The sequence below is a fragment of the Duganella caerulea genome, from assembly GCF_040362985.1.
GTDB lineage: Bacteria > Pseudomonadota > Gammaproteobacteria > Burkholderiales > Burkholderiaceae_D > Rugamonas > Rugamonas vulcania.
In genome coordinates this window covers 79,187-96,745 of sequence record NZ_BPWJ01000010.1, presented here as the reverse complement: position 1 = coordinate 96,745, position 17,559 = coordinate 79,187, and the positions used below count along the sequence as shown (strand labels likewise).

13 protein-coding genes and 2 tRNA genes are annotated in these 17,559 nt (G+C 63.7%); 13 read left to right on the top strand and 2 right to left on the bottom strand.

Features of this window, described 5'->3' with window-relative positions; all coding sequences use genetic code 11:
- Nucleotides 1-70 precede the first annotated feature (70 nt).
- From ACUJB0_RS26080 to ACUJB0_RS26070, 3 genes are all read left to right on the top strand, one after another.
- Nucleotides 71-1,390, top strand: a complete 1,320-nt coding sequence (locus ACUJB0_RS26080; RefSeq protein ID WP_444847779.1) for an NRAMP family divalent metal transporter — start codon at nt 71-73, stop codon at nt 1,388-1,390.
- A gap of 149 nt (nt 1,391-1,539) precedes the next feature.
- Complete coding sequence (locus ACUJB0_RS26075) at nt 1,540-3,168, top strand: diguanylate cyclase domain-containing protein (RefSeq protein WP_444847778.1); 1,629 nt, start codon at nt 1,540-1,542, stop codon at nt 3,166-3,168.
- Nucleotides 3,169-3,239: 71 nt separating this feature from the next.
- Complete coding sequence (locus ACUJB0_RS26070; RefSeq protein ID WP_444847777.1) at nt 3,240-4,070, top strand: alpha/beta fold hydrolase; 831 nt, start codon at nt 3,240-3,242, stop codon at nt 4,068-4,070.
- A 4-nt stretch (nt 4,071-4,074) separates the two neighbouring features.
- On the opposite strand, the gene ACUJB0_RS26065 is transcribed toward ACUJB0_RS26070, so the two are convergent.
- Both ACUJB0_RS26065 and ACUJB0_RS26060 read right to left on the bottom strand, forming a co-directional pair.
- Nucleotides 4,075-4,494: a hypothetical protein gene (locus tag ACUJB0_RS26065; RefSeq protein WP_161084350.1), complete on the bottom strand. Its 420-nt coding sequence runs from the start codon at nt 4,492-4,494 to the stop codon at nt 4,075-4,077.
- 67 nt (nt 4,495-4,561) lie between these two features.
- Nucleotides 4,562-4,897, bottom strand: a complete 336-nt coding sequence (locus tag ACUJB0_RS26060; RefSeq protein WP_444847776.1) for a DUF2917 domain-containing protein — start codon at nt 4,895-4,897, stop codon at nt 4,562-4,564.
- Nucleotides 4,898-5,073: 176 nt separating this feature from the next.
- Between ACUJB0_RS26060 and ACUJB0_RS26055 the strand changes: the two genes are divergently transcribed.
- From ACUJB0_RS26055 to ACUJB0_RS26010, 10 genes are all read left to right on the top strand, one after another.
- Nucleotides 5,074-6,498 carry an aminotransferase-like domain-containing protein gene (locus ACUJB0_RS26055; RefSeq protein WP_444847775.1) on the top strand — a complete coding sequence of 475 codons (1,425 nt, stop codon included), beginning with the start codon at nt 5,074-5,076 and terminating at the stop codon, nt 6,496-6,498.
- Nucleotides 6,499-6,629: 131 nt separating this feature from the next.
- Complete coding sequence (locus tag ACUJB0_RS26050) at nt 6,630-6,827, top strand: hypothetical protein (RefSeq protein WP_444847774.1); 198 nt, start codon at nt 6,630-6,632, stop codon at nt 6,825-6,827.
- 90 nt (nt 6,828-6,917) lie between these two features.
- Nucleotides 6,918-8,207, top strand: coding sequence for a serine--tRNA ligase (serS, locus tag ACUJB0_RS26045; RefSeq protein WP_444847773.1), 1,290 nt, complete (start codon nt 6,918-6,920; stop codon nt 8,205-8,207).
- 66 nt (nt 8,208-8,273) lie between these two features.
- Nucleotides 8,274-8,363: transfer RNA gene (locus ACUJB0_RS26040), tRNA-Ser, on the top strand.
- Between the two features lie 30 nt (nt 8,364-8,393).
- A tRNA-Ser gene (locus ACUJB0_RS26035) sits at nt 8,394-8,483 on the top strand.
- 136 nt (nt 8,484-8,619) lie between these two features.
- Nucleotides 8,620-9,816: a helix-turn-helix transcriptional regulator gene (locus tag ACUJB0_RS26030; protein WP_444847772.1), complete on the top strand. Its 1,197-nt coding sequence runs from the start codon at nt 8,620-8,622 to the stop codon at nt 9,814-9,816.
- A 406-nt stretch (nt 9,817-10,222) separates the two neighbouring features.
- Entirely contained in the window at nt 10,223-11,422 is a 1,200-nt protein-coding gene (locus ACUJB0_RS26025) for a XylR family transcriptional regulator (protein WP_444847771.1), read from the top strand.
- A 92-nt stretch (nt 11,423-11,514) separates the two neighbouring features.
- Nucleotides 11,515-12,759 (top strand): hypothetical protein, encoded by a 1,245-nt coding sequence (locus ACUJB0_RS26020; RefSeq protein WP_444847770.1) that lies wholly within the window; start codon nt 11,515-11,517, stop codon nt 12,757-12,759.
- A gap of 87 nt (nt 12,760-12,846) precedes the next feature.
- Nucleotides 12,847-15,972, top strand: coding sequence for a TonB-dependent receptor (locus tag ACUJB0_RS26015; protein WP_444847769.1), 3,126 nt, complete (start codon nt 12,847-12,849; stop codon nt 15,970-15,972).
- A 62-nt stretch (nt 15,973-16,034) separates the two neighbouring features.
- Nucleotides 16,035-17,552 (top strand): tryptophan halogenase family protein, encoded by a 1,518-nt coding sequence (locus ACUJB0_RS26010; RefSeq protein WP_444847768.1) that lies wholly within the window; start codon nt 16,035-16,037, stop codon nt 17,550-17,552.
- Nucleotides 17,553-17,559 lie beyond the last annotated feature (7 nt).

Here is a 17,559-nt window from a genome sequence, read left to right as displayed (position 1 = left end):
TCCGGCAAAACAAAGCAGAGTCCGCGCTGGCCTTGCCCGTGCACGGGCGTCCATGATTATTGGGAGAATCATGCCGAATGCTGACCATACCGCAACCGCAACCGCTACCGCAACCGCGCCCGCTGGCGAGCGCGACGGCGCCACCAGCTGGCTGAAAAAACTCGGCCCCGGCCTGATCACCGGCGCCGCCGACGACGACCCCAGCGGCATCGCCACCTATTCGCAATCCGGCGCCCAGTTCGGGTTCCAGATGCTGTGGACGGTCTTCCTGACCTACCCGCTGATGGTCGGCATCCAGGTGGTCAGCGCGCGGATCGGGCGTGTCAGCGGCAAGGGACTGGCTGCCAACATCCGCGAGCATTTCCCCGCATGGCTGGTGCGCTCTATCGTCGCGCTGCTGCTGGTCGCCAACACCATCAACATCGCGGCCGACGTCTCGGCCATGGGCGAAGCGATGACGCTGATCGCCGGCGGATCGTCGCGCGTGTATGCCGCGCTGTTCGGCGTGGTCTCGCTGCTGCTGCAGGTGTTCATTCCGTATCACCGCTACGTGCGCCTCCTCAAATGGCTGACCTTGGCCCTGCTGGCGTACGTGGCGACGGTGTTCACCGTCCACGTGCCGTGGCTGAAGGTGTTGACCGCCACCGCGCTGCCGCATCTGGACTTTTCGCCGGAGTACATCACCACCATGGTGGCGGTGTTCGGCACCACCATCAGTCCCTACCTGTTCTTCTGGCAGGCCTCGCAGGAAGTGGAGGACATGCAAGCCAATCCGCAAGCGCAGCCGTTGATCGATGCGCCGGACCAGGCCGGCGCCAGCTTCCTGCGCATCAAGATCGACACGGTGATCGGCATGGGTTTCTCCAACCTGGTGGCCTTCTTCATCATGCTGACCACGGCCGTGACGCTGCACCAGCACGGCATCACGTCGATCGAGACCTCGGCGCAGGCGGCCACCGCGCTGCGTCCGGTGGCGGGCGATTTCGCCTTCGCGCTGTTCAGCGCCGGCATCATCGGTACCGGCCTGCTGGCCGTGCCGGTGCTGGCGGGCTCGGCGGCCTACGCGGTGGCGGGCGCCTTCAAGTGGGCCAAGGGGCTGGAGAAGACACCCTCGCAGGCCAAGGGCTTCTACGGCATCATCGCCGTTGCCACCATCGTCGGCATCGCGCTGGGCTTCACGCCGATCGATCCGATCAAGGCGCTGTACTGGAGCGCCGTGATCAACGGCGTGATCTCCCTGCCCATCATGGCCGTGATGATGCTGATGGCCGGGCGTTCGTCCATCATGGGCCGCTTCGTGATCGGCCGCCGCCTGCGCGTGCTGGGCTGGGGCGCCACCGGGGCCATGGCGCTGGCGGTGCTGGCCATGTTCTGGACCATGATGCAATAATTACGTTGTTGAATGGCAACGGAACTGGGCGAATCGTAAACCGGCGTAATATACTTGTAACATCTAGCGCCGCCGAACCCCCGCGTGCACAAATGGCTAGTCCATTTCGACCCGCAGTGTCCTGACGGACTTGCTACACAGGTGTGCTCATGCGGCATTCATTTGGTTTTTTCTTAAGTTTCAAGTTCAAGATCAGCGTGCTGGTGATCGCGCTGGTGCTGATCGCCGGCATCGGCAGCGGCGGCTTGTCGCTGCTGATCGCCGAGTCCGAGCTGCGCCAGGTGATCGCGCGCCAGGAGCTGTCGCTGCTGACCAGCGCGGCCGCCCTGGTCGACAACGATCTGCAGGACAAGCGCCAACTGCTGCGGTTGTTGGCCGAGCAGTTTCAGGCCCATCAGCTGACGCTGGGCCAGGTCCAGGAGGAGCTGGAAACCCATGAAACCCTGCGCGACGAATTCTTCAACGTCTCCGCCTTCGACGCCTCGGGCGCGCTGATCGCCAGCCTGCGCGACCGCAACGCCAAGCGCATCAATATCTCCGACCGCAAGTACTTCCAGGAGACCATGCGGCTGAGGGAGGGCGTGGTGTCGGCGCCGTTCAAGAGCGTGCTGTCCGGGCGCCCGGTGGTGGTGCTGACCCAGCCCCTGCGCGACGCCGACGGCAAGATCGTCTGCATCCTGCTGGGCGCCATCGATTTGCTGAGGCCATCGTTCTCCGCGCAGATCGACTCGCTGCGCTCCAGCTCCGAGGGCTACCTGTTCATCGTCACCGACGACGGCGTGCTCATCCACCACCCCGACCGCAGCCGCCTGCTGGAGAAGACCGATCCCGAGCCCGGCGGCGTGCTGGAGGCGGCGCTGCAAGGCGGCGAGGGCTGGCAGGACGGCATCCTCGACAACGACGTGCCGGTGCTGCTGGTGCACAAGCACCTGCGCGAGGCAGCCTGGAACATCGCCCTGTCGTATCCGATGGAAAGCGCGTTCGCGCCGATGCGCAGCGTGCGCTGGCGGGCGTTCCTGGGCGCGGCCCTGCTGACCGGCCTGGCCGGGTTGTTCGGCTGGGGCGTCACCAAGAAACTGCTGCGGCCGCTGAAGCGCTTGCACGACCACGTGGAGGACATCAGCGCCGGCCGCGCCGGCATCGCGGTGTTCGATGTGGACCGGGGCGACGAGTTCGGCCACCTCAGCCGGGCGTTCTACGCCTTGTCGCAGCGGCGCGAGCAGGCCGAGGCGGAGCTGCACCGCATCGCCACCACCGACGTCCTGACCGGCATCCACAACCGCCGCATGTTCGACGATTTCCTGCCCAAGGCGCTGGCCCGCGCGGCGCGCGCCGGCCAGCAGGTGGGGCTGGCCTTCCTGGACATCGATCATTTCAAGCACATCAACGACACGCTGGGCCACGCCGCCGGCGACGAGGTGCTGGTGGAATTCGCCCGGCGGCTGACGGCCGCGGTGCGCACCACGGACACGGTGGCCCGCCTGGCCGGCGACGAGTTCGTGATCGTGTTCGAGCAGCTGGGCTCCAACACGGAAATCGATCTGCTGGGACGCAAGATCCTCGACGCCATGCAGCCGCCCTTCCTGGGCGGGACCGCGCGCCTGACGGTGACGGCCAGCATCGGCATCGCGCTGACGACCTCATCGAACGTCACGGTCGACGAGGTCATGCGGGCGGCGGACCAGGCGCTGTATGGCGTCAAGGCCGCCGGGCGCAACGGCTTCGCGGTGAACATGGTCGGCGCAGAGCGCGTGTTGCGGGCGCGGATCAAGACCTAGCCTGGTGCGGTCTCAAATGTTGTAAAAATGTTGTAAGATCAAGGATTGACGAGGCGGCGCAGAGGAATGAAATGCAGGTAACAAAGGTCGATGGCATCGAAGTCCATATCGAAGGTGAAGGCACCGAGACCATCGTGATGATCCACGGCTGGCCGGACACCTACCGCGTGTGGGACGCCCAGGTTGCCGAACTCAAGCAGCATTACCGCTGCGTGCGCTTCACGCTGCCGGGCTTCGACATCGCCAAGCCGCGCCGCGCCTACTCGCTCGACGCCACCATTCGCCTGATCTCCTACGTCGTCAACAGCGTGAACCAGAAGCAGAAGGTGATCCTGATGCTGCACGACTGGGGCTGCGTGTTTGGCTACGAGTACTACATGCGCAACAAGCAGGCGGTGTCGGCGATCATCGGCGTCGACATCGGCGACGCCCAGTCCAAGGCGGTCGAGCGCTCGCGCACGCTGGCGCAGAAGATGATGGTCAAGGGCTACCAGGGCACGCTGGCGCTGGCCTGGGCGATCGGCGGGTCGATCGGCAACATGATGACGCGCTACATGGCGCGCAAGCTGCACGCGCCGTCGCCGATGGAATACATCAGCGTCAAGATGAACTTCCCGTACTACATCCTGGCGGCCGGCGAGGCCGGTTCCTACCGCTCGCTGGTGCCGTTCGTGCCCAAGGTGCCGATGCTGTTCATCTACGGCGCCCGCAAGCCCTTCATGTTCCATTCGGACGAGTGGGCCGACAAGCTGGAGGCCAAGGAGGGCTGCAAGGTGGTGGGCTTCAACACCGACCACTGGCCCATGCTGCGCCAGCCGGAGCGCTTCAACCAGGTGGTGCTGGCCTGGCTGGAGAAGCCGGCCGACAACGACGAGGCCCCCGCGCAGGACGCGGCGGCCTGACGCATCAACGCAGCTTGATCGGCTTCAGGTAGGGCGCGAACGGCGGCGCCGGCAGCTGCACCGAGGCGTAGGCCTCGCGGAAGCAGGCGGCCTTGCTGTTCTCCACGTCGGTGGTGCTGCGGGTGACGCGGCCGCTGGCGTCCAGCGTCAGCACGATCACCACCGGATACTTGGACTTGTCGTGGCAGTTGCCGCGCTCGTCCAGCTTGTTCGTGTTGTTGAAGTTGATCGACACGTCCTCATACTTGCTGGCCTTGGGATTCGGGAACTGGGCGTTGAACTTGGCCATTTCGGTGGCGAAGGCCGGGTTGGCAGGCGGCGGCGCCTCGTCCGCGGCCGAGCCCTGGCCGCCCATGGTCGAACAGCCCGCGGCCAACAGCAGGGTGGCGCCGGCGGCGATGGTTTTCAGGAATGGTGTGTTCAAAATCGTGCTCCTCGGTGTCAATATTGTTGACGTATCGTACATAGTCCGACGAGTGCGTGGCGCACGATTAGTTGCGTAGGAGAAATCCTACATCCTGCAGCGCGCCGGCGAACCTGCGCTGCAAGCCGAGCCAGCCGCCGGGCACTTCGGTGTCGGCCGGCAGGCGCACGCGCACCGTGCCGCAGCCCGCCGCGTCGATCAACATGAGGCCGTTGTTGGGCACCTCGAAGCGCTGGCCCTGGCGCAGCATGAAGTCGGTCTGTTCGCCGTAGGCGGTGATCCAGGCGGTGCCGGCCAGGCATTCGATGTGGCGGCCGGCCGCGCCGGCGATGCGCAAGGGATGGTTTTCCGACAGGCGGTATTCGGCCTGTCCCTGTGTCAGTGCGAGTAGTTCCGGTTTCATGGCGGCTCCTGCCGTGGTCTATCATGCCACCAGCTTAGCCAGCGTCGCGCGGGCAGAACAGATGCAGCAAATCGAAATTGTGACCGTCACACGGCCGCTTGCACTAAACTGTGCTGGTCGAAATTTGCAGCCGCTGTACCTGTCGCGGGCGGGCGGGGCGGGGCCACAATACACGGATGTCCACTCAACTCAATTTGTACGAGCACCTGGCCAACGAACTGGGCGGGCTGATCGCCAGCCGCGTGTTCGCGCCGGGCGACCGGCTGCCGTCGATCCGCCACCTGGCGCAGCAGAAGCGCCTGTCCGTCAGCACCGTGATGCAGGCGTTGCGGCTGATGGAGGACCGCGGCCTGGTCGACGCCAGGCCGCAGGCGGGCTATTACGTGCGCCACCGCGCGCGCACGATGGCGGTGATGAGCGGCGCCGAGCATCTGCAGGAGCCTGCCTATGTCGGCATCAACAACCTGCTGATGCGGGTGCTCAAGGCCAACGACGCCGGTGGCCTGGTCCAGATGGGCTCGGCCTGGCCGCAGCACGAACTGCTGCCGATGAAGCGCATGCAGAAGACCGTGGCCGCGGTCGCCCGCCGCGATTCAAATTTGTTGAGCACGGTGAGCTGCTGCGAGACCAACCACCCGGAGTTCGCGCGCCAGATCGCCCGCCGCGCGCTGGAGTGGGGGCGCCTGGACTTGAATGAAATCGTCGTCACCGGTTCCTGCAGCGAGGCGATCAGCCTGTGCCTGCGCGCCGTGGCCAAGCCTGGCGACACCATCGCGATCGAATCGGCCACCTATTTCGTGCTGCTGCAATTGATCGAGTCGCTGGGCATGAAGGCGCTGGAGATCCCCACCCATCCGGTGACCGGCGTGTCGATCGACGCACTGGAGCTGGCCATGAACGCCGGCCTGGTGCGGGTGGTGATGCTGATCCCGAACGCCAACAATCCGCTGGGCTGCATCATGCCGGAGGCGAACAAGCAACGGCTGGCGCAGCTGCTGACCCGCCACGATATCCCGCTGATCGAGGACGACATCTACGGCGACCTGTGCTTCACGCCGCAGCGGCCCTGGCCGGTCAAGGCCTACGACACCAGCGGCCACGTGATGCTGTGCGCGTCGTTTTCCAAGGCCATCAGCCCCGGTTCGCGGGTCGGCTACGTGGTGGCGGGGCGCTATGCGCAGGACATCGCGGTGCTGAAGATGGTTTCCAGCGGCGCCAACAGCCATTTCTTCCAGGCCGTGCTGGCCGACTTCCTGGCCGGCAGCGCTTACGAGCAGCAGCTGCGCAAGATGCGGCGCGCGCTGTCGCAGCGCATCGCCCGCATATCGGATGCGATCTGCGAGGCGTTCCCGCAGCAGTGCACGGTATCCGAACCGCAGGGCGGTTTCGTGGTGTGGGTCAGCCTGCCGGAGCAGGTTGACGCGCTGGCCCTGCACGCGGACGCCATCGGCCGGGGCGTGGCCTTCATGCCGGGGCAGCTGTTCTCCGCGTCCGGCAAGTACCGCAACTATCTGCGCCTCAACTGCGCCACCCCCTGGGGGCCGCGCACCGAAGCCGCCATCGCCACGCTGGGCGAGCTGGTGCACCGCCACGCCGGCTGAATCTTTCAATTCCCACCTGTTTTTTGCACTTCAGGCGCCGTTTCCAGCGCTTCGTCGCATCCCGATGGCGGCCCATACGGCCTTTAGGTACAGTACAACCATACCGAACCAACTACCTGAAGGAGCACATCATGAACATCGCTAAAAACATGGAAATCATCTTCGTCGCCGCCACCGTGCTGGCCGCCGCCACGAGCTTCGCCACCGCCGCCGACAGCGCCGTTGCATCGGCCGCTCCGGCCGCCAAAGTGGCCGTTTCGAACGCCAAGATGCAAGTGGTCACCGTGACCGCCAAGCGCCTGACCGCCGCCGAAAAAGCCGCACTGTAATCGCCGCAGCCGGCGGGCTGTTCAAAACTCGCAGGGAAGTGGCATCCTCTTGGTACAATTGACGTTTTCGATACAACGGCACTTGTTCCCATGATTGATATCCAACTTCTCCGTAAAGATATAGCCAACGTCGCCGCGCGCCTGGCGACCCGCAAGTTCCAGCTCGACGTGGACGGGTTCAACGCCCTCGAAGCCGAACGCAAATCGATCCAGACGCGCACCGAAGAGCTGCAGGGCAAGCGTAACTCGCAGTCCAAGCTGATCGGCATGATGAAGGGCAAGGGCGAGGACACCACCGCGCTGATGGCGGAAGTGGCCGGCCTGGGCGACGAGCTCAAGGCGAACGAAACGGCACTGGCCGCGGTGCAGGCCAAGCTGAGCGATTTCATGCAGGCGATCCCGAACCTGCCGCACGAATCGGTCCCGGTCGGCACGGATGAAAGCGGCAACGTCGAAGTGCGTAAGGTCGGCACGCCGCGCAGCTTCGAATTCGAAGTCAAGGATCACGTCGATGTCGGCTCCCCGCTGGGCCTGGATTTCGACGTGGCGACCAAGCTGACCGGCTCGCGCTTCTCGGTCATGAAAGGCGGCATCGCCCGCCTGCACCGCGCGCTGGCGCAGTTCATGCTGAACACCCACACCGACGAGCACGGCTACACCGAGTGCTACACCCCGTACATGGTCAACGCCGACTCGCTGCGCGGCACCGGCCAGCTGCCGAAGTTCGAAGCCGACCTGTTCTCGGTGAAGAAGGGCGGCGTGGAAGGCGAGGGCGAGAACTTCTACCTGATCCCGACCTCGGAAGTCACGCTGACCAACATCGTGCGCGACGAGATCGTGGCGGCCGACACGCTGCCGCTGAAGATGACCGCGCACACCCCATGCTTCCGCTCGGAAGCGGGCAGCTACGGCCGCGACACGCGCGGCATGATCCGCCAGCACCAGTTCGACAAGGTCGAGATGGTGCAGGTGGTGCATCCGGACACCTCGTACGCCGTGCTGGACGAAATGGTCGGCCATGCGGAAACCATTCTGCAGCGCCTGGGCCTGCCGTATCGTGTGATGTCGCTGTGCACCGGCGACATGGGCTTCGGCGCCACCAAGACCTACGACCTGGAAGTGTGGCTGCCGGCGCAGAACACCTACCGTGAAATCTCGTCGCTGTCGAACTGCGAAGCCTTCCAGGCGCGCCGCATGCAGGCGCGTTTCCGCAACGCCCAGGGCAAGCCGGAGCTGCTGCACACGCTCAACGGATCGGGCCTGGCGGTCGGCCGCACGCTGGTCGCCGTGCTGGAAAACTACCAGCAGGCGGACGGCTCGGTGGAGATTCCTGCGGTGCTGCGTCCGTACATGGGTGGATTAACTCACCTCAAGGCGTAAATACTCCTTCCCTTTTCCCAGCGGCCTGCTATAATCTTGCCTTCTCGCAGCAGCAGGTGGGAAAACGGAGAGGTGGCAGAGTGGTCGAATGTACTTGACTCGAAATCAAGCGTAGGGGCGACCCTACCGTGGGTTCGAATCCCACCCTCTCCGCCACAAAACGCTGCTGTAAGAAATGTACCACCAGGAGAGGTGGCAGAGTGGTCGAATGTACTTGACTCGAAATCAAGCGTAGGGGCGACCCTACCGTGGGTTCGAATCCCACCCTCTCCGCCATAATTAAATAGGAAAGCTCCCGCAAGGGAGCTTTTTTATTTGTGCGGCGTAATCGGCTGGCGGTGCGCCTTTCACCTGTTATGATGCCGGGACCGTACCATCAAGAGTACGGCGCCGAGACAGGTCAATACCCAATATGCAAGAGTTCTATAAGAAAGCGCTGCTGGCGCTGATTTCACTGCTGGTCGTGGACGCGCTGCTGGCGGTCTTTTTTGTCTACCGGACTTTCCCGACCCAGGCGCTATTGCCCGCGAATAAAGACGGCTCCCGCTGGCACTACGGAACATATTCCGATGTATCCACCGGCGGCGCGTCCTCGGTGCGCCTGCACGACACCTCGCGCGACCGCCTGCGCTTCGACTTTAAGCTGAAGGACGTGAGCGCATACCCCTATGTCGCCACCGACATGGTGCTGGAGGACGACAAGGGGCAGCCGGTCCACGCGGATTGGTCGAAATTCCGCACCATCACCTTTGTCGCCAAATGCGCGCCGGCCACTTCCCTGTTGATGGAGCTGTCCACCTTCGACGAAAAATTATCCAAGCCAGGCCAGTACGCGACCTATGTTCCGCCGAGGGCGTATTTCTCATGCAGCGAGCAGGGCATGCCCGTCACGCTCGATCTGGGCCGGCTGATGATACCCGAATGGTGGTTCCCTGCGCGCAAGCAGGACCTGGCACTCCAGGCGTACCGGCTCGACAAGGTCGCGAAGATCATGTTCGGCACCAGCACCGTCACGCCGCGCAATGTGGATGCCTACGTTGAAATCAGCGAACTGACCTTGCATGGCCGCGACTACCGCTACCTGGCTGCGCTGGCGGCCTTGGTCCTGGGCGGCTGGGTGGCATTGGGTGTCTGGTTTTTCTTCGCCTATTCCCGCGCGCTATTGGCCAGCGTGAATTCGAAAATGAAAATCAATTTGCCGATCGTGGCCTATCGCCAGTTAACCCTGGAACCGTATAAGGACAAGGAAAAGGCAGCGGTCCTGCGGTATATCGCCAGTTCTTATACCGACCCCAATCTGGACCTGGAAGCCGTGGTGGAAGGGACCGGCGCAAATCGCTATAAAATCAATGAAGTGCTGAAATCCGAACTTGGCATGACATTCACCAGTTATCTGAATAAACTGCGGCTGACCGAGGCATCCAGATTATTGACTGAAAAAAGCAGCGCCGCCGTCTCGGAAATCGCGTATTTGGTTGGCTATTCAAATGTTCCGTATTTTAATAGGCTGTTCAAGGAGGAATTTGGCTGCGCGCCGAAGTCATTCCGGATGATGGCCGCCCAGCGGCAGCAGCCCGCCGACAGCACCACGCCAGAACCACAGGCCTGAACCACCCCCCATCCCAACGACTCAGCCTGAGCCGGCGCGTGCCGGCCACGCAGGCTGATCCTGCTCGTCTTCCGCCCGCCACAGCCGTTTTGCACCATAGCTGACATTGCTTGCAATTTCTGCGCTGTGCAAGAAATTCGCTTGACTGCAATACCGTTGCTCCTGCCGGACATCCTATGCTTTAGACGTCGGCCGGGCTCCGCTGCCACCCGTCCGTAGCTGGAACAGGTTTTATGGGGAGAATGAATGTTCTCCATATATTAGAAACCGAATCGATCAAATCGATTAAGTTTATTGCTCTCCTCGCTGCGTGCTTGCGCAGTGATTTTATGGGGCAGCTTTGGCTGCCCCTTTTTTTAGGATGAGCGAAACAAAGGGCGGGCAAGTGCGGAGGTATATAAAAAAAATGAAGACAACGAAAGTACACCGGATCGCGCTGTTATTCAACGCGAACAAGATATTCGATCACGAAGTTATTGCCGGCATTGCGGCATATTTTGGCAGTACCCGCGCGGCATGGGATGTATTCCTGGAAGAAGATTTTCGGCTGCGCCTGTCGGGCATCGAGCACTGGCAGGGCGACGGCATTATCGCCAATTTTGACGATCCGGCCGTGGCGCAAGCTTTGTCGCGCTGCCGCGTTCCGGTGGTGGCGGTGGGCGGTTCCTATGCCGACCCGGCCAGCTACCCAGCCGGGGTGCCGTATGTGGCGACCGACAATTTCAAGCTGATCGAACTGGCGCGCCAGCATCTGATCGATGTCGGCCTGCAGCGTTTCGCCATGTTCAGCGTGCCCGCCACCGCGGAAAACCGCTGGGCGCAGGAGCGCGAACTGGCCTTCCGCAGCCTGATGCAGGGCGACCAGCTGAAAGCGGAGATCTTCCGCGGCTGGGAAACCAACGCCCATTCGTGGAACGCGGCGGTCCAGGTCCAGGTCGACTGGTTGCGCAGCTTGCCCAAGCCGATAGGCGTGATCGCCGTCTCGGACGCGCGCGCCCGCCAGCTTTTGCAGGCCTGCATCCTCGCCGGCATCGAAGTGCCGGAGCAGGTGGCCATCATCGGCATCGACAACGACCCGCTGGTGCGCCGGCTCAGCCGCATCCCGCTCAGCTCGGTGATCCAGGGCGCGCAGGAAATGGGGCGCGAGGCGGCCCATCTGATGGAGCAGATGCTGCACGGCGTGCGCCCGCCGGACACACCGGTGGTGGTGCCGCCGGCCGGCGTCAACGTGCAGGCGTCCAGCCAGTACCAGCTGATCCGGCATCCGAGCGTGATGCGGGCGCGCCATTTCATCCGCCAGTACGCCTGCCAGGGCATCAAGACCGAACAGGTGGCCGAATACGTGGGCGTGTCGCGCTCTTCGCTCGACGCCGACTTCCGCCAGGAGCTGGGCTGCAGCGTGCATGACGTGATCATGAGCTTCAAGCTCAACGCCGCCAAGGCCGCCCTGGAAAGCGGCGATTGCAGCATCGCCGACGTGGCGCAGGACAGCGGCCTGACATCCAGCCAGTACATGCATCGGGTATTCAAGCGCGAGCTTGGCTGCACGCCGCGCGCCTACCGCGACCGCGTGCTCAGCGAGCGCGGACTGCTGTCGCCAGCTTAGATCTGACCAAATTTCAACGAGAGGGGCATGGAGGGCCCGGGCGGAGGCGTGCCGGGAAATTTTAGCAAACACAAAAAGAAAGGAACATCCCAATGAGGAGACATACTATGAAATTCCAGATGACGGCGGTCGGACTGGCTTGTGCCACGTTGCTGGCCGGCTGCGGTGGTGGCGGCGGTGGCAGCGAGGGCGGGACGGCGCAGGCCATTTCCTTCACATTCCCGGGCGGCGCTGTCCTGGCGGCCCCGCCCCAGGTCGCGACCGTTACGCTGAAAGCGACGGCCAGTTCCGGCGGACCGGTGACCTACGTGTCGAACACGCCGGCCGTGTGCAGCGTCAGCGGCGCCACGCTGTCGCTGCTGAAGGCGGGCGAGTGTTCGGTGAGCGCCAACCAGGCCGGCGGGAACGGATACGCCCCGGCCACGGAGCGCCAGCTTTTCGTCGTTCCCAAGAGCGATCAGGTTATTCTGGGCTTCCTCAACCCGGGAGCCCTGCCCGTGGGGACATCGGTGCAGGTGGCGGCAGCTTCCAGCAAGGCCGCGTTGGCCGACCTTCCCATCACCTTTGCCACCAGCACGCCGGCGGTGTGCTCGGTGAGCGGAACCACGCTGCAAACGCTGGCCGATGGACTGTGCGTGGTCTCCGCCACCCAGCCCGGCAGCGACTACTTCAATGCGGCTTCGGTGACCAAGACCATCCCGGTCGGCACGGCGGAAGCACCCACGCTGGTCTTCGCAGGCGGCTACAAGGCAAACGATGCCGGGCGCACCGCGGACAACGGCAAGATCGAATCGTACGCCTCGGATTCCAACAAGGCCACCGTGGCAGCCGACGGCAGCACACTCACGTTCTCCATGGCCAAACAGTCCAGCGTTCCTGATTTCGGCGGCTACTTCGGCCTCAGGTTGTACGCAGCCACCCTGGATAGTCTCGTCTCCGGCGCCGACACGGAGGCCGGTGTGCGGATCGATTCGCAGAAGGCGATCAGGTTCGATCTCATGATGAACCCTGAAATGATCGCCGCGCAAAAGACCCGGCTCAGGGTCTGGCTGTACCTCGGCCACTACGCCAACAACTGCAACGTGGTGCTGGAGAAGTTCGTGACCCCGGTATTCGCGTCCCCCGTGCAGGGCGTGCAAGAGCAAAGCATCGATCTCAAGTCGTTCACGGTGTCGAACAGTTGCGGCCTGCCGGACCTCGACGTCTGGAACGAGCTGCAGAACTACGCGATCTCCAAGCTCGAGTTCAATGTCCCGGATATCAACAACAAGGTGCCAACCACGGGGACCGACACCTACACGACCAGCGTAACGATGGGGAAAATCAGTTTCAAGTGATGGCGCACGGCAGGACAACTATACGAATTCAATAGGATGGAGACAATGAGAACAATCGCAAAAATGATGCATCGGAAGCCTTTGAGAATGACCGCGCTGGCGTTCGCCGCGGCGCAGCTGGCGTCGATGTACAGCGCCGCCGCGCAAGCGCAAACCGCGCCTGCGGCGCCGGCCGCCAAGGACGAGGAGATGGTCACCGTCGTGGTCAGCGGACAGCGCGCGGCCATGAAATCGGCGGCCAAGCTCAAGCAGAACGCCGAAGAGGTCATCGACGGCGTCGTCGCCGAAGAGGCCGGCAAGCTGCCCGACAAGTCGATTACCGAGGTGCTGCAGCGCGTGGTCGGCGTGACGATGGACCGCAACCGCTCGCGCGGCGACCCGGAGCACTTCTCGGTCGAGGGCTCCGGCATTTCGGTGCGCGGCCTGACCTGGGGTTCGTCGACCCTGAACGGCCGCGAATCGTTCTCGGCCGGCTGGCCGGGACGTGAATTGAGCTGGGGCGACATCCCGCCTGAGCTGATGTCCGCGGTGGTCGTGCACAAGAATCCGCCGGCCGAACTGGTCGAGGGCGGCGTCAGCGGGCAGGTCGACTTGCGTACCGCGCTGCCGTTCGACTACAAGGGCGACAAGTTCACCGCCTCGACCAGCCTCAACTACAACGCGCTCGGTTCGAAATCCTCGCCCGCGGTCTCCGGCCTGGTCTCCAAGCGCTGGGAAAACGACTTCGGCCAATGGGGCGCGCTGCTCGACCTGTCCGCCAACGAGAGCAATACCCACAACGATTCGCTGCAGGTGGACGCCTACTTCCCGCGCACCGACGTCGTGCCCGGACAAACCGTATGGGTGCCCAAGTCCGGATCGTGGCGTACCAACACCAGCAAGAACGACCGCGCCGGCATCTATGGCGCGCTGCAGTGGAAGAAGTCGGGCATGGAGTCCGCGCTGACGTATTTCCACTCGGGCTACAAGGAAAGCAGCGTCGAGAACGCTTCGTTCACGGGGGTGGAAAATCCCTATCTGTCCAAGCTCATCGACCCCGTGTTCGACGCCAACGGCATCCTGCAGTCGGCCAAGTACACCTATCCGATCGGCGGCGCGGGCGCGAATCAGTTCGCGGCCGGCGGCCTGGGTTTCAATTCCAACCAGGCCTATGCCGAACGGAAGTCGCAGACCCGGGAGATCGCCTGGAATGCCAAGTGGACCATCAACGATCGCTGGTCGGTCCAGAACGACCTGCAATGGGTCCATGCAACGAACCGGTCTGTTGGTGGCGGCATCGTGCTGGCCACCTTCGTGCCGAGCATGAATATCGACCTGAGCAAAAATCCCGGGCAGATCACCTTCGACGACGCGGCGAGAAAATTCCTGGCCGATCCGAAGAACTACTACATCTCCAACGTGCAGACGGGCGATGACAAGGCCAAAGCCGACCTGTATGCATGGAAGGCCGATGTGCGCTACAAGTTCGACCATCCGGTGCTGCGTGACGTGCGTTTCGGCGTGCGCCTGACCAAGCGCACGTCCGACCACACCGAGGCCAGCGGCGATACCTGGTACAGCAACGCCGAGCCGTGGGCGATCGTGCCGACGAGCACGCCGGGGCAGCTGCCCAGCCAGGCCGACAAGGATAAGGGCTGGCAGCCATACGCCAACTTCGGCTATATGAGCGATCCGAGGTACGCGGCCCTGCTGCCGGTCACCGCCTTCAATTACACCGATTTCTTCAACGGCAAGGTCCCCGCGCCCCCGACCCTGGTGCAGCCGACCATGGACGCGGTCAAGGACTATCCCGCCGCCTACCAGAAGCTGGCGCTGATCCGCCAGTACTCATGCGAGAACGCCAACGCGTACTGGCACAAGAACGACGACTGCTCGAACAAGGTCGACTGGAAGCCCTTCGTCTACGACGGCGATCCGGCAAAGACCCGGCTGCAGTCGGAGAAGACGCAGGCCGCCTACCTGATGACGCGTTTCGGGTTTGACGACCTGCGCTTCCCGGTCGAAGGGAGCGTCGGCGTGCGCGTGGTCCACACCAACACGACGGCCCACGGCTACACCGTGTTCAAGCCGACCTACAGCAGCAGCGCGCCGGCGTCCGTGCCGAAGTTCGGCAAGATCGACGAGCCGATCGACTCCAGCCACGACTATCTCGACGTGCTGCCGAGTGTTAACCTGAAGATGGACTTGACCGACAAGTTGCAAGCGCGCTTCGCGTTCGCGAAGTCGATGTACCGGCCGAGCTTTGGCGACCTGGCCGAATACGTCGAGCTCGAGCAGGCGATCGGCTTCGACAGCAAGACCAACACCATCCAGAGCATCATCTACCGGGGCACGAACAAGGGCAACGTCAAGCTGGACCCGACCAGGGCCAACAGCTTTGACGCGACGCTCGAGTGGTATCCGGGCAGCGGCTCGTCGCTGACGGGCGCCTTCTTCTACAAGAAGGTGCGCGACGTCATCCTGCGCTCGGCCTACGTCGCTGAATACAATGACCTGGCCGGCAACCCGCAAACCTTCCTGATCAACGCGCCGACCAACGCGGCGGACGGCAAGGTGGCCGGACTGGAGCTCGCCGGCCAGACCTACTTCAACAACGTGCCGGGGCTGGAGGGCAAGCTGCCGGAGTGGGCCAAGGGCTTCGGCATCTCGGCGAACTACACCTACATCAAGAGCAAGCAGACGCTGCACCATCCGTTCGCCCTCAATTACTGCCCGGCCGCAGGCTCGTTCAACAACAGTTCCCTGAGCTTGTATGGCTGCGACACCGATGGCCTGCCGTTCACCGACATGCCCTTGCAGTATCTGTCGCCCAACGCCTACAACCTGATGTTCCTGTACGACCAGGGGCCGCTGTCGGCGCGCCTGGCCTACAGCTGGCGCAGCCGTTTCCTGCAGGGCGTGAACGTCAACGGCACCTCGGACCCCAACGGCGGCGCCACCAGCGCCGATCCATCCCGGGCAACGGTCGTGGACGGCAAGACGGTCCATCCGACGGACGTGGCCTGGGGCTTGCCGACCTGGCAGGAGGCGACCGGCCAGCTGGACTTCGGGGTCGACTATCGCTTCAGCGACCATGTGCAGGTCAGCTTCTCGGCGAGCAATCTTCTGGATGGCATCGTTAGGCAGACCCAGCAGCAGCACATCGGCGCCATGACCCGTGCGTGGTTCGAGCCTGGCCGCAGCTATCGCCTGTCGCTGCGCTACACGTACTAAAGGGCAGGGCGGTCCCGCGTGCGGGGCCGCCTCCCAAGGTACACCATCAGAAAGCGACACTTATGTCCGATACCGGAATCCGAAAAGTCGTCATCGTCGGTGGCGGCACCGCCGGCTGGATGACGGCGGCGCCGCTGGCGCTCAAGCTGGGCGGGCGCTGCGAGATCGTGCTGGTCGAGTCGCCCGAGATCGGCACCGTCGGCGTGGGCGAAGCGACGTTGCCGACCATCCGCTACTTCAATCATGCCCTGGGCCTGGACGAAGCCGACTTCGTCAGGAAGACGCAGGCAACGTTCAAGCTCGGCATCGAGTTCAAGGATTGGGGGCGGGTCGGCAACCGCTTCTTCCACGGCTTCGGCGACTTCGGCCCGCCGATCGACAACCGGCCGGCGTATATGTATTGGCTGCGCCTGTCGCGCGCCTTCAAGGATATGCCGTCGTACGAGCAATGGTCGGTGGCGACGGCGATGGCGCGCGACAACCGCTTCACGCCGCCGCACGGCGAGCTGCCATCCATCAGCGACGCCTATAGCTACGCCTACCATTTCGACGCCGGCCTGTATGCCGCCTATTTGCGCGACTATGCCATGCGCCGCGGCGTGGGGCGGATCGAAGGCATGATAGATGGCGTCGAACAGCACCCCGAGAGCGGCTTCATCACCGCCCTCAAGCTGCGCGACGGGCGCCGCGTCGAAGGCGACCTGTTCGTCGATTGTTCCGGCTTTCGCGGCTTGCTGATCGAAGGCGTGTTCAAGGCCGGCTACGACGACTGGAGCGCCATGCTGCCGTGTAACAGCGCGCAGGCCGTGCCGTCCGCCAAGGCCGGCTTGCTCACGCCCTACACGACATCGACCGCCCAGAGCGCCGGCTGGACCTGGCGCATCCCGCTGCAGCACCGCACCGGCAACGGGCACGTCTACTGCGACGCCTTCACCACCGACGAGCAAGCGGGCCGCGTGCTGCTGGACGGCCTGGACGGCGAAGCGCTGGACGCGCCCCGCCAGCTGCGCTTCACCACCGGCCGGCGCCGCAAATGCTGGATCAAGAACTGCGTCGCCATCGGTTTGTCGAGCGGCTTTCTCGAGCCGCTCGAATCGACCAGCATCAACATCATCGAACTCGCGGTCGGCTGGCTGCTGCAGTATTTTCCCCAGCGCGATTGCCGTCCCGAGCTGGCGGACGAGTTCAACCGCCTGATCGCGGAACGCTACGAGTTCGTGCGCGACTTCATCGTCCTGCACTACAAGGTCAACGACCGGACCGACTCGGCGTTCTGGCGCTACTGCGCCAACATGCCGATTCCGGATTCGCTGCGGCACCAGATCGAACTGTTCCGCGAAACCGGGCGCGTCGTCGTCTATGACACGCAGGGCTTCGGCGTGCAGTCCCACGTCTCGCTGCTGATGGGGCTGGGCGTCGTGCCCAGGCAGGACGATCCGCTGATCGACACCATGCAGTTCGAGCAGCTGCTGGCGCACTTCGCCAGCCGGCGCGAAATGATTGCGCGGACGGTCAAGGCGATGCCCGACCACGCCCATTACCTTTCCCAGCACTGCGCGGCGCCGGCCAGCTCGAAATAATTTTTTA